The following is a 14624-nucleotide window of genomic DNA, read 5'->3' as shown; positions in this document are numbered from 1 at the left end:
ACCAATGGGATGGCGGCCAATACGCTATTGCCGATTTGGCAACAATGCGCCACTCAACAAGCCGTTCGTCCAGGCCGGGGGGACCTTAGCGCCGCACGCCAGCGGTGCGGGCGGGGCCGCGGTGGCTCGGATCGAACATCGCGAGCAGGTAGATCAGCACGAGGTACGGCCATGTCCAGGCGAGCCAGCGCGCCAGCACATTGAAGTGAACGTAGCGGCCTTGCCGCCAAGACTGGAGCGCCGCCTCGTAGTATGGATTCGCGGGCAGCAGATTGACGAACACCAGCAGCACGACAAGCGCGCCCAGCGCGACGGCCCCGCGCAGCGCACGCGGTCCGCGGCCGGCGACGAGCAACACCAGCGCGCCGATGACCACACCGTAAATGGCGCCCGCCGTCACCCAGTCGAATGCCTGCGCGGGCGAGAACTGCCACGCCGACGCGATGGCCTTGATCGCGAACGCGCTGGTAAACATGGCACACAACAACGGCACACGCGGTGCCGTCCGGCGCATCGCGAGCGTGGCGAGCAGCCCGGCCAGCACGGTACCGCTGGCGCTCACCACCGTCTCCCACAGGGCATGACTGGCGACGGCATCGAGTTCGGAAAGGTAGTCCTGCAATTGCCCCAAGCGCGGCACCCAGTCGATCACCAGACCGGTGACGTCGGGATCCTGCCAGAGCCATATTTGGCGCACCAGATCGCCATCGCCAAAGAGAAACTGCTGCGGGTAAGCCTGCGCCCACGGCCACAGGGCCAGCAACACAAGCAGCAGGCTCGCGTGGCGTTCGAACCATGCGAAGCGCAAATGCCGCAGCCATCCCCGATCGAGCAACGGGCTCGTGAGCGGCACCGCGATGGCGCCACCGATGAGTGCGCCGAGCGCGTTCGTGGCGAGATCGACATTCGACGCCACCCGCGTCGGCAAGTACGTCTGCAACGCCTCGATACCACCGGAAAGCAATGCGCCGAGCACGAAGGCGGCGACGACGGCGCGCACACCCCGCCAGGCCGGATGCAGGGCCAGCACGGTCAACATGCCCAGCGGCAGGTATCCAAGCACGTTGGTGATCACGTCGAACTGCGTGATCCAGCGGGGTAACGGCGCGAACAGATAGTCGAACGGCCCCACGGCCGCACGCTGGAACTCGAACGGATACAGGCTCGCATAGGCGATCAGCAGTATCAGGCACAGCAGCGCCTGACGCGCAAGCGGCGAAGCGCGTCGTTGCCAGGGTTTGATGTCCTGATCGGTCATCGGCGGCACGAGCCTATCGTGCTGTCGCGCCCGGGGCCGACGACGCGGCAGGCAACGACGGCCGGGCGCGTGCCGCTGTCCCGGCCGTAGCCGACGGTGCCGGCACGCGCCCGGCAAGCCACTGAATCAGTTGCGTCTGCACCGCGTCGCTGGCCGCGGCAAGCGCGCGGGTGCCGCCGGCTGCGTCGGCACTCGCAGCGGGGGCCTGCGCACGTAACGTCGTCTGCGCGAGCAGCTTCGGTCCATCGAACAACGTGGCGCGCACCTGGACAACGCCGTGGCTTGTCGACGCACTGTCGAAGTACTGCGCAAACTCTTCGATCTCCACGCGCAGCGCTGGCGCAGCGGTCGGATCGCCTGCCGCCAGCACCGGCCTGTCGACCGACAACGCCGCGCGCAGCCGATCCCCGAAGAGCCGCGCGGGCGACGCCAGCCATCGGCTGTTCGCATACCCGCGCGCCTGATCGCCATCGCTGGAGGGCAAGCGGTAGTAGATCGTGTCGACGTCGAGCCAGCTTGGCGCATTGACCACCACTTTCAGCGGCGACATCCGCAGGCCACCGGTCGCGGCCACGTCCGATGCCGGGGCGGCGGTGTTGGCGGCGGTGTTGGCGGCGGTGTTGGCGCTAGTGTCCCTGGCATTGGCAGCGACATTGGCCGACGCGGCAGGGATCGTCGGCGGGCCGAGATCGAAGCGCGTCAACGAGGCCGACGGTGCCGGGGCGGCGCACCCCGCCACCAGCACAACCGCGGCGGCGCAAAGCCACCCGGCGGCGAGCGCACGCGCACGCTCGCCGCCGCGAGGCGCGACGGCTACCTCGTTGGCGTTGACCGCGTCGATCGGCTCAATCATCTCGATATCCCCTTGCATGACGGTGTTGCGCATTATTGACGTCCTCCGCCGGGCCACGAGAACCCCGCTTCCCCCGGACCGGGTGGCGGTGGCGACGTGCCGAAGAGCAGTGCGCGCGGATTGCGATTGATCGTCTCGGCCGCTTGCCCGACGGCCTGCGTCGTGAAGCGCAAATCGTCCGAGAGCGTGTTCAGGCGCGGCAGCGCTTCCTGTTGCAGCGACCCTTCGAATGTTTCCATCGTTCCCTGGAACGCCGCCAGACTCGACGCCGCCTGATCGGCCGCGCGTCCCACGCTATCCAGGTTGCGCACGAGCGGCCCCTGAGGATCGGTCAATTGATCGGTCAGACGATGGGCCCCGGCAAGCGTGCCGGTGAGCTCGCGCACGGTGTCGGGTAACTGCGCCGTGACGGGCTCGAGCTGCTGCGCCACGCGATCCACGCTTTGCGCCGCGGCCTTCACGCTGTTGATCGAATCGAGCATGGCCTGCCGGTTGTCGGGCGACAGCAGCGTATTGACCGAGGACGTTGCCTCTTCGAGCTGATGCACCAGGTTGTTGCCGCGCCGCTGCAGTTCGTCCACGAAACTCGGGCGCAGTTGCAATTGCGCGACTTGCTTCTCTGACGACGACAGCAACGTTCGGTCGCGTCCATCGTCGTCCAATTGTACGAATGCCAACCCGGTCACCCCTTGATAGCTCAACGTGGCGAATGTCGACCGGGTCATCGGCGTGCCTTTGTTCACGAGAATGCGGATCAAAATCTGCCCAGGCGTGCGCGGGTCGAACTTGATCGACTCGACCTTCCCGACGGACAGGCCGCGGTACCGCACGGCGGATTCCGGATTGAGTCCGGTCACGTTGGTGTGCGAGACCAGGTCGTAGGGAAGGCGCACACGGTTGTCGCGATTGAACCAGTACACCGCCCCGGCGACGGCGGCAAGCAACACCAGCGTGAAGAGGCCCGCCATGAAAGCGTGCGATTTATTTTCCATCGTCGAGTAACTCCGAAATCTTGGCGCGCCGCGCCGCAGGCAATGCCAGCAACGCGCGTCTGCCGCGTTCACCGAGGAAGAAGCTGTGGATGAACGGGTGATCGACACGGACCACGTCTTCCACCGGCGCATTGACGAGCACCCGCCGCTCGGCGAGCACCGCCACGCGCGTGGCGAGCATCATCACCGTGTCCAGATCATGCGTGACCATGACGACGGTCAGGCCCAGCGAGCGGTGCAGGCCGCGAACCATGTCCACGAATTCGTCTGACGCCTGCGGATCGAGCCCAGCCGTGGGCTCGTCGAGAAAGAGCAGTTCCGGCTCCAGTGCAATGGCCCGCGCGATCCCTACGCGCTTGATCATCCCGCCCGACAGCTCCGACGGCATGCGGTTGGCCATGCGCCCCGACAGCCCCACCATCTCGAGCTTGTACATCACGACATCGCGAATCAGGTCTTCCGAGAGCGTGTGCAGTTCGCGCAGCGGTTGCGCAATGTTGTCGAACACCGTCATTGCGGAGAACAGTGCCCCGCGCTGAAACAACATGCCCGAGCGGCGGCGCAGCAGGTGCGCGCTGCGACGATCGATCGTCGTGATGTCGTGACCGAAGACGCTGATGTGGCCAGTGGTCGGCGACTCCAGCCCGATGATCTGGCGAATCAGCGTGGTCTTGCCCGAGCCTGAGCCGCCGACAAGCGCAATGATCTCGCTTTGCCGTACGGTGAGATCCAGATGCTCATGAATCGTGTGCGTACCGTAGCGCTTCGTGAGATCGCGCACCTCGATCACCGGGTCGGCATCGCCCGGCAGGCTTGACGACACAGGCGGACAACCCGCCGCGGCGCCGGATATCACATCGCTGGCGTAAGCCTGCGCGGCGGGAACGGCCGCGACGGCCGAGGTAGCGAGCGCTGGGGCACGATCGGGTACGGGGGATTGGGACATCAGCCGATCCCCGTGTTGCGAAACAGAATCGCGAAGATGGCATCGGCCAGAATCACCACGGTGATCGACGTCACTACGGACTGTGTCGTGCCCTCCCCAAGGCTCTGCGTGTTCGGTTTGACCCGCATGCCGAAATGGCAGGCCACGAGCGCGATCAGCATGCCGAAGACGCCCCCTTTTCCCAGGCCGATCCACAGATTGGCGATGGGCACGGCATTGGGCAACGTGGTGAAGAAGTAGCGCAGTCCGATACCGAGTTCGTACTTTGCCGCGAGCGCGCCGCCGAGCAGCGCGATGATGTTCGTCCACATGACGAGCAGCGGCATGGCAATGGCCAGCGCAATGACCTTCGGCAGGACGAGCCGCAAACCGTGCGGAATGTCCATGACGCGCATCGCGTCGAGCTCTTCGGTCACGCGCATCACGCCGAGCTGGGCGGTGATGGCCGACCCCGAGCGACCCGCCACGAGAATCGCGGAAAGCACCGGGCCGAGTTCGCGGATCACGGCGAGACCGAGGATGTTGACGATGAACGTGCTCGCCCCATACAACTTGAGTTGCTGGGCCGACAGATAGGACAACACGATGCCGATCAGGAACGCCACCAGCGCCGTGATGCCGAGTGCCTTGGCCCCGGCGCTATAGATATTGGCGGACATCTCCAGCCATGGCGCACGAACCGGATGACGAATGACGCGGCCGAGGTCGATCACGAAGCGTCCGAACATCGTGACGCCGTCGCGCAAATGCTCGCCCAGCGTGAAGAGCGACGCCCCCAGCCGGCTGATCGGATCGAGGCGGCGGGTGGGCGCCGGACTCTGTCGCGAGCGATCGAATTCGGCGAGGTGATCGAAGAGCGCCCGCTGTGTCGGCGTAAGCGCGACGCGCTCGGGAAACCGACGTTGCCAATAACGCCACAGCGCCTGCGCGCCGACGTGGTCGAGCCGCTCGACGCGGGTCAGGTCCCACGCCAGGTCGCTCTGCGGCAGCGAATCGACCAGGCGCAACAGCGTCTTCTTGCGCTGCGAGAGGGCGAGCGCTGTCCACAGACCGTGCAGCATGACCACCGGGCCTTGCGCCGTGGTGGTCAGCTCCAGAGTGGGCACGGCATCGAGGTTCAAAACAGACGATCTCCTGGCGACAAACTCGTCGAAATCCGGCAAAACGCGGTCATTGTACGGTACAGGGGCGACCAGTCGATGGCAACCCGGCGCAGGCTGAAAACGCGGTGGTGCTGGCCGATTGGGTCCTCGGACAATACCGAAAAACGGGGACGACGGCAGTGCAGACCGGCGCGGCGCCGGCCTCGCCGCTACAATAGCAACCATGAATAAAGCCGCGCCCTCCTCGCCGAACGCCCCCCTCGCCCCAATGGCGGCGGATTCGTCTGAACGCCCCGCCGACGAGGGTGGCGAGCCGTCGCGCGACACCGTATCCCGCCAGCTCGATGGCGACCGAATTCGCTCGGCGCTGGCCGCCACTTGCCGCAACTGGCAGATCGACGTGGTCGAGACCACGAGTTCCACGAACCTCGATCTGCTGGCCCGCCTTCGTCAGGACGCGTCGTGCGCGCCCATGCTGCGCGCCGCGATGCGCCAGACGGGCGGACGCGGACAACGTGGCCGCGCGTGGCAGAGCGTACCGGGCGACAGCCTGACGTTTTCGCTCGCCTATGTGATGCCGGGCGGACCGGCCGAACTGGCCGGGTTGTCGCTCGCGACAGGCATCGCGGTGGTGGAAGGACTCTCGGATCTGCCGCTGTCGGCACCGCAGGCGCTCGGACTCAAATGGCCCAACGACGTGCTACTGCGCGGCGGCAAGCTCGCCGGCATCCTGATCGAGACGCTCCCGGCCGGCCCAGGGCGCATCGGCGTCGTGATCGGCATCGGTGTCAATCTTCGGCGGGTCGCTGACGTGGCCGCCCGCATCGACAACGCCGCGCCTTCCGACGGCGGCACGACCTCATCGACCGCCGTGCAGGCCACGCCGCCGGCGGCGCTCGAATCGGTGCTGGTCGATCCGGATATGTCGACGGTGTTGATCGCATTGGTCCAGCGTCTCGCCACCATGCTGGATCGCTTCGCCGTGCATCGTTTCGGTGTCTTCCGTGACGACTGGGAAGCCATGCACGCCTATGGTGGGGCGTCGATTCGCGTCATCGAAAATGGTCGCGATCTGTTGCAGGGCGTGGCGCTCGGCGTCGATTCGCAAGGTCGGCTGCGCGTCGCGACGCCTGACGGCGAGCGCACGATTGCCAGCGGAGAAGTCTCCGTGCGATTGCTCGATGCTTCCCGCACGCGTGATGCCCAAGGGGGCCGTGGATGAGCGCCGCCCGACAGACACCGCCACAACGACCGGCGGACACCGCGAAGTCTGCGGCAACGGTGGCGGACACCCGCCTTGCGAATGCCTCGCGCGACAGCCTCGACACACATGGCGCAAGCAGCGCTGACGGTGCACCGTGGCTGCTCGTCGATGCCGGCAACAGCCGAATCAAATGGGCGCTTGCGCCGGCCGTGCGCCCAGCGGGTTGGCGCGCAGCGGCGCCGTCCTTTCTGGCCAGCGGTGCGGTCGATCACGCCGAATGGCGCACGCTCGCCACGCAAATTCGCGCGGGCTGGGCCGCGCTGGTGTCGGGCTCGGGAGAGGCTCACTTCGCGCCGAACATGACACCGCTCGCCACCGGCCATGGCAGACGGGACGAAGGCTTCGTCTGCCCTGCGCCAGCGGGTGTCTGGCTTGCCAATGTGGCGGGCGATCCCGCGGAACAAGCCGTGCGCATGACACTGCAAACGCTGTGGGGCCTGCCATCGGCCGATTGGCTGCAGGTCTTGCGCGCCAGCGAATCGCGAGCGGGGGTGCGCAATGGTTATCAAGTCCCCACACAGCTCGGCAGCGACCGCTGGGCCAGCCTGATCGGCGCGCACGCCGCGTGGCCGGGCGAACATCTGCTGATCGTCACGTTGGGCACGGCCACCACCGTGGAAGCCTTGCGTGCCGACGGCGATTATCTCGGCGGGCTGATCGCCCCGGGGCCCGCACTGATGCTCCAGTCGCTTGCCCACGGCACCGCACAATTGCCGACGCTAGACGCCACCATGCCAACCGGCGGACAAGCATTTGCATGCAGCACGACCGATGCCATCCTGCGCGGTTGCGCCGCGGCGCAAGCCGGCCTGGTCGAGCGCAGTCACGCGCAATTGCAGGCACAACTCGGCGCACCCGTGCGTTGCGTGCTCGCGGGCGGCGCACGCCAGGCGCTTGCGCACACCCTGACCGTGCCCGTTACCGAACACGATCAACTGGTACCGGCCGGCTTATACGAGGTGGCGCTTCGGGCTGCCGAGGGCGGCGCAGCGGCGAGCGCCACATCCGTCCCCCACATGACCGATATGTCGGTATCCCCATCGCAAGATGCCGATCCATCCCCCGGGGGTGCTTGAGATGTTGCGTGCGCTGTTGCTTGTCATGTTTCTCGCGGCGAATGCAGCACTCGCCGCTGTGCAGTTCGGCTGGCTGAAATGGCACGATGTGCTGCCTGCCACCGGCCGCGAACCGGCGCGGGTCGAAAGGCAAATCGAACCGGAGCGCATCCGCTTGACCGGAGCAGCGATCAGCGGTCAGTCGCCCGCCGCCTCCCCCCCCGTCGGTACGTCGGGCGGGAGACACGAATCGCAAGCCTCACGAGCGGCGGCGACGGCCGGCGCTTCGGGGGCGAGCGTTGCATCGGCAGGGTCGTCCAGCCCCGGAACGTCCGAGTCGGCATTGACGACGATGGCCGCAAGCCGGGCCGTCGCCGCCGCGACAACGAACGCGGTATCGGGCGATTCGGCGGCTTCGCAGGCCGCCGCCGCGAAGGTCACGTCCATCTGCCTGGATGTCGGCCCGTTCGCCGCCAACGACGCGCAACAAGCGCGCGGCCTTTTGCTCGCCGCACTGCCTTCGGGACAAGGTGAGATTCAATCGATGGCGCTCGACAAGCGGTACTGGGTACATCTCGACCCGGTGCCCAATAAACCCGCCGCCGATAAACAGGTTGCGCAATTGCGTGCAGCAGGGGTGACGGAGTATTTCCTGCTCAACGGCGAAGGCTCGACGCTCGTCGTCTCGCTCGGACTGTTCAACGACAAGGAGCGTGCGGTGCGCTTGATGAGCGCCGCGCAGAAGCGAGGCATCACGCCGCAACTGAGCGAAAGGCCCAATGCCAAGAGCCGGATCGTCTACCGAATTGTCGGCATCAACGCGAATGCCGCGGCCCAGATTCGCAGCGTCGTGACGCAACAGTGGACTGCGCAATGGGTGCAGACTTGTCCCGCCCCGGCCGCGAGCGCACCGGGGTAACGGTCGCGTCACGCTTCGTCGGATGACGTCCGCTGCGGCCGGTGGCGGCTGGCGGCTGACGGCTGGCGGCTGACGGCTGGCGGCTGGCGGCTGGCGGCTGGCGGCTGGCGGCTGACGGCTGGCGGCTGACGGCATCGGGTTATGTTCGGTTGCGCCGGTCCGAGCCCAGCCGATCCGAGCTGACGCGACCCGAGCCGGGTTGAGCCACGCTCAACCACGCTCAGCCACGCTCAGCCACGCTCAGCCGACGCGCTTCAACGACACGACGGGCCGCACAATCCCGGTCTGTATACCCCGCGCGTTCTTGACGATCGGCGACACCCACGGCGCCAATCCGGTCGCCTCGGGCGACGCGACCAACCCGAGGGCCTTGAGTACGGCCACCGCTGCGGTATATAACGCACGCATATTGCCGTCGACAACTTTGATGGCAATGCCCAGGCCCGCGGAGCGCACGCCGATCGTCTGCACGCCATCGGCGCCGATCTTGGCCACCCAGTCCCCGGGTGCCATGCGCATGAACGCCAGATCGTTGCGCGCCGTGCCGGACACCATCTCCGGCTGCTGCGTCATGGCGGCGAACAAGGTCGAGAGTGCCGCATCGTCGCTTGCGGCGAGCCGGGCGTACGCGGCAGCGAGTCTGTCGAGCGGCAACGCGTAGTTCGGCGCGGAGCATCCGTCAATGCCCAACGCCAGCGTCTCGCCCTTCACGCCGACGACATCGCCGACGCGTGCGCGAATCGCCTGTTGCAGCGGATGCGCCGGATCCAGGTAGGTATCGAGCGGCAAGCCGTGCTGCACGCAATACGCGAGAAAGCCCGCATGCTTGCCCGAACAGTTGTGATGCAGCGACGTCGGCTTCAGATCCGCCGGTGCACGTCGACCGGTGGCGGAGTAAAACGTCGGCATGTGACAGCCGCACTGCAAATGATGCTCGTCGCAACCCGCCTTGTTCAGCAGGCTTTTCACACCGTCGACGTGAAACGCCTCACCGGAGTGGCTCGCGCACAGTAACGCCAGCTCCGGCTGCGTCAGACCGAAATGCGCGACGCCGTCGCCCTCGACGAACGGCAGCGCCTGAAAGGGCTTGAGCGTGGAGCGCGAAAACGTCAGAAACGACGGGTCGCCTGCGGCATATCGCAAGCGCCCTTGCGCGTCGACCACGGCTACGGCGCCGTAATGCACGCACTCGACCGTATCGACGCCCATCGCGCCGCGCGTGACTTCAACGAGCGGGGCCAGATTCATGATTGGGCGCGCACCTTCTTGAGCAGCGACGTCGTCGAGCGTTGATGTTCGAACGGAATGGCCAACGCCTTGCCGCCCCAGCCACGCACGAGCGCAGACTCCGGCAGCGTGTCCATGTCGTAGTCGCCGCCTTTGACGAGAATGTCGGGACGCACGGCGGCAATCAGCGCCTCGGGCGTCGATTCGCCGAACGTCACGACATAGTCGACGCTTTGCAACGCCGCCAGCAGCGCGGCACGGTCGTTTTCGTTATTGATCGGCCGGTCGTCGCCTTTGCCGAGCGTGCGCACCGAGGCGTCGCTGTTCACCCCGACGATGAGGCACGCCCCCAACGCGCGCGCCTGCGCGAGATAGGTCACGTGACCGCGATGCAAGATGTCGAACACGCCGTTGGTGAACACCAGTGGTCGCGGCAGCGTCGGCGCCAATGCGGCGAGCGCCTCGCGCGGGAGAATCTTGGCCTCGAAATCGGCCGGAGGAATGACTTGGGAAGCGGACATGACGATCGTTCGAAATAGGTGCGGTATTGTCCCACGCCGCGTATGAGGCAACAAAAAAGGGGCCGAAGCCCCTTTCCTGTCGATACCGTCGGCGCCGAACGCGCGATTACGATGCCGTGGCAACGGCCGGTGCGGCCACCGCCGCCAGACGGCTGGTGATTTCCTTGCGGTAACGGTTCAAGTCCTGCGCCGTCGCGAACGTGTGCTCGAACAGGAGAGACATGTTGTGCAGAATACGCTCGACGACCTTCTTCTCCCAACTGTCGTCGAACTTGATTTGCTCGTCGAGCCAGTGTTCGAGCCACTCCGGTTCCGGCAAACGCGACTGCACCGTGTCGTTCGGGAACAGGTCCTTGTTCACGTGCAGATTGGTCGGGTGCAGCGGCTTTTCGGTGCGACGCGCCGACGCCATCAGCACGCCGATCTTCGCGAACGCGGCGCGCGCGTTATCGCCGAAGCTCGTCAGTGCCTTCTTCATATAGCGCAGATAAGCGCCGCCATGACGCGCTTCGTCGCGCGAGATGATTTCGTAGATGGCCTTGATGACCGGCTCGGTGTGCCATTCGGCCGCACGGCGATACCAGTGATTCAGGCGAATTTCGCCGCAGAAGTGCAGCATCAGCGTCTCGAGCGGCGGGGCCGGGTCGAACGGGAAGCGCACGGCGTGCAGCTCGGCTTCGGTCGGCACGAGGTCCGGGCGGAAGCGGCGCAGGTATTCCATGAGCACCAGCGAGTGCTTCTGCTCTTCGAAGAACCAAACGCTCATGAACGCGGAGAAGTCGCTGTCGTCACGGTTGTCGCGCAGAAACATCTCGGTGGCCGGCAGCGCCGCCCATTCCGTGATGGCATTCATCTTGATGGTGCGCGCCTGATCGTCGGAGAGTTGGCTTGCGTCGAACTTGTCCCATGGAATGTCCTTCTCCATGTTCCAACGCACTGCCTCCAACGACTTGTACAGTTCGGGATACAGCATTTCGTTCATTTCAATTACCCCCAAGGTCGCGAGACCTTACACCAGGACTCAAGATAGTATTGTGAAAGTTTACGCCGAATTTCGACAGACAAAACGGTGAGCGTGTCGTGGGCGGCCCCCGCCGTCCGACTTCACGTCTTGAACCCTGCCGTCGCTGAAGGACGACGAATTAACGCCTGTAATCTGGCCGCATCCTGGCGATATGGCTTAGAGCGAGCCTACTAAAATATGGCCAAACTCTTGAATCATAACATAAAAGCCGTTTAATCCCGCCAACGTCGCCCCTCGCGTGACAGTAATGCGTCGTAATGTTGACACCCGTCAAATTGTCACGCAAAGCGCCTATGCTCATTGGGCGACCGGCTTTCCGACACACCTTCGGCGGCCAACCCGGCGCGCGGCCAGCCGCTTGCGCGTCTTGAGCATCGACGCGTGCGAATGCGGACATCACGGCAGCGCGTCAGGGTTTGCCCTTGTGCCACGGGCCTGCGCGCACGGCGTCCGATGGTCTACGCTGAAATCAATCGTTCCGTAAGTGTGACCGGGTGACAGCCCCCATCCCTGCCGACGCCGACGTTTCCTTTTTCCGCGCCGCGCTTTGAGGAAAGTTCTCAGTCGCAAATACGCAACACGTTGTATCGGCCGGCGCACCGGCAGAACGAGCCATGCGCCGCCAACGGGCCTACCGACTCGACTGGATCCTTGACCGATAAGGAGCCGAGCATGCCCACTCGTCCCGCACTTGCCGCATGGCTACGCACCGTCTGCTTTCTGGCGACGGTGGCAACGGCCCCCGGCGCCCTGGCGTTCGACGCCGGGCAACTCGCGTCGCAAGAAATCCCCACCGCCCATCTGGTCGGCCACGGGTCCTTCACGCGCCTGGGTTTTCATCTCTACGACGCGGAACTCTTCTCAGGCGCCGATCGCATCAGCGCGAACTGGAGTGCGCATCCGCTGGTGCTCGATCTGCGCTACGCGCGCAGTTTCAAATCTCATACGCTCGTGCAGCGCAGTCTGATCGAAATGGCCAAGCTGCAAGTGGCCACCGATGCGCAACGGGAGCGCTGGGCGGAAGAACTGGCGCGCATCCTGCCCGACGTGACGGCCGGGCAGCACTTGACCGGCGTCTTCCTGCCCGGCGACGGCACGCGGTTCTTCTCGGACGGCAAACTGATCGGCCAAATCGCGGGCGACGCCTTTGGCCGTGCTTTTTTCGCCATATGGCTGGATCCGCGCACCAGTGCCCCCGACCTTCGCGCCGAATTGATCAGCGACGCGCGATAAGTCGCCGGGGCGGCCAACGCCGCCGGTGTCTCATCCGCGCCACGCACGCTGCAACATCGCGGTGCAAACGTGCGTTGCGATTGATAATTGACCAAAAGTCGATCCCGGCGCCGCGCGCCCGGGATGACTGAGACCGGCCCCGCCCCGGCCATGGACGGGTCCATCGAATCGCGCTGTCCAGGCGCCCACGCGAGCATGCCTATGGATATCGATCATGCGGCTGCGCTCACGCGCCTGACGCGCTACTTCGAGACCCTCACCCGCCAAAGCGTCGGGAATCTGGGCGAGTTCTACGCGCCCAACGTCTATCTCAAGACGCCGCTGCACGAGGTGCGCAGCGCCGCCGAAGTGGCGACGCTGCTCACGCACCTATTCGAGCGCGTCGACGTGCCGCGCATTGAATTTACCGCCACGCTGCTGCAACACAATCAGGCGCTGCTGGTGTGGAATCTGCATTTCCATACCAAACGGTGGCTTGACGACGAACAGGTCATTCATGGCGCATCGCACCTGCGACTCGCTGTGGACGGACGCGTGGCCTATCAGCGCGACTATTGGGACGCCACTGAAGATATCTACGTCAAGCTCCCCATCTTCGGACGTCTATTGCGTTGGCTACGCCATCGACTGTTTCGTTGAGACGTCGGCACACGGCCATTTGCCAAAGGGCAGTTTTCTTCAATACACGGCGTCCGTCGCCGCCTACATTCGGAACCTCGCTTCACCCGCTTTCTTCAGTATCGAGGCATCCGATGACACTTTTCTATTCAATGGCGGCGTTCGCGCTGGCCGCTTCGATCACGCCGGGTCCGGTCAATGTCGTGGCACTGGGCGCGGGCGCGCGCTATGGCCTCGGACCGAGCCTGCGTCACGTGACCGGTGCGACGGTGGGCTTCGTCGCGTTGCTCGTGGCGGTCGGCTTCGGCGTGCACGAGTTACTGCACCGGATGCCCGTACTGATGCACGCGATTCAGTGGTTCGGCGTGGCGTTCCTGCTTTATATGGCCTACAAACTGGCGATCGATAACGGCGTGTTGAACGACGCCGACACGCGGCGTGGCCCGACCCTATCGAAAGGCGCCGTCATGCAGTGGCTCAATCCGAAAGCCTGGCTCGCGGCGCTGGCCGGAATGGGCGCGTACACGGCAGGTGATCCCGCGCGCATCTGGCAATTCGCGGCGATCTACTTTGTCGTTTGCTGGTGCTCGGTGGGATGCTGGGCCGCCGCGGGTGCGATGTTGCGTCATCGCATGCGCGACGCGCGGCGCGTGCGGCGTCTGAACTGCGCGATGGCGGCGCTGTTGGCGGGAAGTGCCCTGTATCTTGTCGCGACCGGCTAAGGAAACATGCGCCTTCGCGGCGTCGAATCACGCGGCGTGCGGCTCCCGGTAATGCCCCGGCGTCGTGGCGAGGCGTTGTTTGAAGGCGCGTTGGAAATGCGCCTGGTCCGCGAAGCCCGCATCGAGCGCCACCTCGGCAATGGCATGTCCACGGCGCAGTCGGCGCCGTGCATATTGAATCCGCTGGTCCATGAGAAAGGCGTGCGGCGTGAGTCCGTATTGCTCTCGAAAGACGCGTGTCAGGTAAGACGCCGACAGGCCCGCCGCCGCGCAAATCTGCGCAAGCGTCAGCGCCTCTGTGCAGTGGGCACGGATGAAATCGGCGGCGCGGCGCAGCTTGTGCGAGTCGTCCCGCATCGGTTGCGGCGCAGGGTTCAACCGCTCGTGCACGTCGATGAAAAACTGCTGTACCACGCTCTCGCGCTCAAGCCGGTCGCGCGTCGCGTCGGTGCAAACGTCATAGAGCCGGTTAAGCCCCTGGTACAACACCGGATCGTCAGCGGACATCGGGTCGAACAGATGCAAATCCTGTCCATGCCCGAAACCCAGTTCCCGCTGCGTTTCGCGCAACCACGCCGTGTCGACGAACAGCATCCGATAGGCCCACGCCTCGTCGTCAATGGGATTGCAAGCATGCACCGCGTCAGGGTTCATCACGACAACGCTGCCGCGGCCCACCGTCTCGCGTGCCCGGCCATTCCGATAGGTACTCCGCCCTCCCGTCACGGCGCCGATGGAAAACGTCTCATGGCTGTGCAACGCGTAGCAGACGCGACGCCCATCGCGCACCTCTCGCGCTTCGAGAAACGGCAGCGCCGGATCGCGCCAGAACGTCGACGGGTACGGACACGCAACAGTGGATTTCGACATAGGGACAGGATCAGTGAGG

At 65.3% G+C, this 14624-nt stretch carries 14 protein-coding genes and 1 pseudogene; 6 read left to right on the top strand and 9 right to left on the bottom strand.

Annotated elements, in window-relative coordinates:
• Positions 1–85: 85 nt before the first annotated feature.
• Genes PCE31107_RS02675 through PCE31107_RS02655 form a run of 5 tightly spaced genes read right to left on the bottom strand, consistent with a single transcriptional unit; the run spans position 86 to position 5170 of the window.
• Entirely contained in the window at positions 86–1258 is a 1173-nt protein-coding gene (locus tag PCE31107_RS02675) for a VanZ family protein (RefSeq protein ID WP_130027672.1), read from the bottom strand.
• A 13-nt stretch (positions 1259–1271) separates the two neighbouring features.
• Positions 1272–2144 carry an ABC-type transport auxiliary lipoprotein family protein gene (locus PCE31107_RS02670; protein WP_150606338.1) on the bottom strand — a complete coding sequence of 291 codons (873 nt, stop codon included), beginning with the start codon at positions 2142–2144 and terminating at the stop codon, positions 1272–1274.
• Complete coding sequence (locus tag PCE31107_RS02665) at positions 2144–3103, bottom strand: MlaD family protein (RefSeq protein WP_150606336.1); 960 nt, start codon at positions 3101–3103, stop codon at positions 2144–2146. Before PCE31107_RS02665 ends, PCE31107_RS02670 begins: the two co-directional genes overlap by 1 nt.
• Positions 3093–4049 (bottom strand): ABC transporter ATP-binding protein, encoded by a 957-nt coding sequence (locus tag PCE31107_RS02660; RefSeq protein WP_246181689.1) that lies wholly within the window; start codon positions 4047–4049, stop codon positions 3093–3095. Before PCE31107_RS02660 ends, PCE31107_RS02665 begins: the two co-directional genes overlap by 11 nt.
• Entirely contained in the window at positions 4049–5170 is a 1122-nt protein-coding gene (locus PCE31107_RS02655) for an MlaE family ABC transporter permease (RefSeq protein WP_150606334.1), read from the bottom strand. Before PCE31107_RS02655 ends, PCE31107_RS02660 begins: the two co-directional genes overlap by 1 nt.
• 205 nt (positions 5171–5375) lie before the next feature.
• On the opposite strand from PCE31107_RS02655, the gene PCE31107_RS02650 reads away from it, so the two are divergent.
• From PCE31107_RS02650 to PCE31107_RS02640, 3 genes and pseudogenes are all read left to right on the top strand, one after another.
• Positions 5376–6374: a biotin--[acetyl-CoA-carboxylase] ligase gene (locus tag PCE31107_RS02650; protein WP_150606332.1), complete on the top strand. Its 999-nt coding sequence runs from the start codon at positions 5376–5378 to the stop codon at positions 6372–6374.
• Positions 6371–7402: pseudogene (locus PCE31107_RS02645) on the top strand (type III pantothenate kinase); the annotation flags it as partial. The gene PCE31107_RS02650 and the pseudogene PCE31107_RS02645, both read left to right, overlap by 4 nt.
• A gap of 61 nt (positions 7403–7463) precedes the next feature.
• Positions 7464–8390, top strand: a complete 927-nt coding sequence (locus PCE31107_RS02640; protein ID WP_150606328.1) for an SPOR domain-containing protein — start codon at positions 7464–7466, stop codon at positions 8388–8390.
• Positions 8391–8630: 240 nt separating this feature from the next.
• On the opposite strand, the gene PCE31107_RS02630 is transcribed toward PCE31107_RS02640, so the two are convergent.
• From PCE31107_RS02630 to PCE31107_RS02620, 3 genes are all read right to left on the bottom strand, one after another.
• Positions 8631–9638 (bottom strand): asparaginase, encoded by a 1008-nt coding sequence (locus PCE31107_RS02630; protein ID WP_150606326.1) that lies wholly within the window; start codon positions 9636–9638, stop codon positions 8631–8633.
• Positions 9635–10138 (bottom strand): D-glycero-beta-D-manno-heptose 1-phosphate adenylyltransferase, encoded by a 504-nt coding sequence (rfaE2, locus tag PCE31107_RS02625; protein ID WP_130024709.1) that lies wholly within the window; start codon positions 10136–10138, stop codon positions 9635–9637. Before rfaE2 ends, PCE31107_RS02630 begins: the two co-directional genes overlap by 4 nt.
• Positions 10139–10244: 106 nt before the next feature.
• The gene (locus PCE31107_RS02620) at positions 10245–11111 is read right to left on the bottom strand and encodes a ferritin family protein (protein WP_026131919.1); all 867 of its coding nucleotides are present in this window, start codon (positions 11109–11111) and stop codon (positions 10245–10247) included.
• Positions 11112–11834: 723 nt separating this feature from the next.
• Between PCE31107_RS02620 and PCE31107_RS02615 the strand changes: the two genes are divergently transcribed.
• From PCE31107_RS02615 to PCE31107_RS02605, 3 genes are all read left to right on the top strand, one after another.
• Positions 11835–12395: a chalcone isomerase family protein gene (locus PCE31107_RS02615; RefSeq protein ID WP_150606324.1), complete on the top strand. Its 561-nt coding sequence runs from the start codon at positions 11835–11837 to the stop codon at positions 12393–12395.
• A 201-nt stretch (positions 12396–12596) separates the two neighbouring features.
• Positions 12597–13034, top strand: a complete 438-nt coding sequence (locus tag PCE31107_RS02610; RefSeq protein ID WP_017233765.1) for a nuclear transport factor 2 family protein — start codon at positions 12597–12599, stop codon at positions 13032–13034.
• A gap of 113 nt (positions 13035–13147) precedes the next feature.
• Positions 13148–13735, top strand: a complete 588-nt coding sequence (locus PCE31107_RS02605) for a LysE family translocator (protein WP_150606322.1) — start codon at positions 13148–13150, stop codon at positions 13733–13735.
• A 27-nt stretch (positions 13736–13762) separates the two neighbouring features.
• Here PCE31107_RS02605 and PCE31107_RS02600 read toward each other — a convergent pair whose 3' ends face one another.
• Entirely contained in the window at positions 13763–14605 is an 843-nt protein-coding gene (locus PCE31107_RS02600) for an AraC family transcriptional regulator (RefSeq protein WP_150606320.1), read from the bottom strand.
• Between the last annotated feature and the right edge of the window lie 19 nt (positions 14606–14624).

The sequence above is a fragment of the Pandoraea cepalis genome, from assembly GCF_902459625.1.
Classification (GTDB): domain Bacteria; phylum Pseudomonadota; class Gammaproteobacteria; order Burkholderiales; family Burkholderiaceae; genus Pandoraea; species Pandoraea cepalis.
This window is presented reverse-complemented; position numbering and strand designations above follow the sequence as displayed.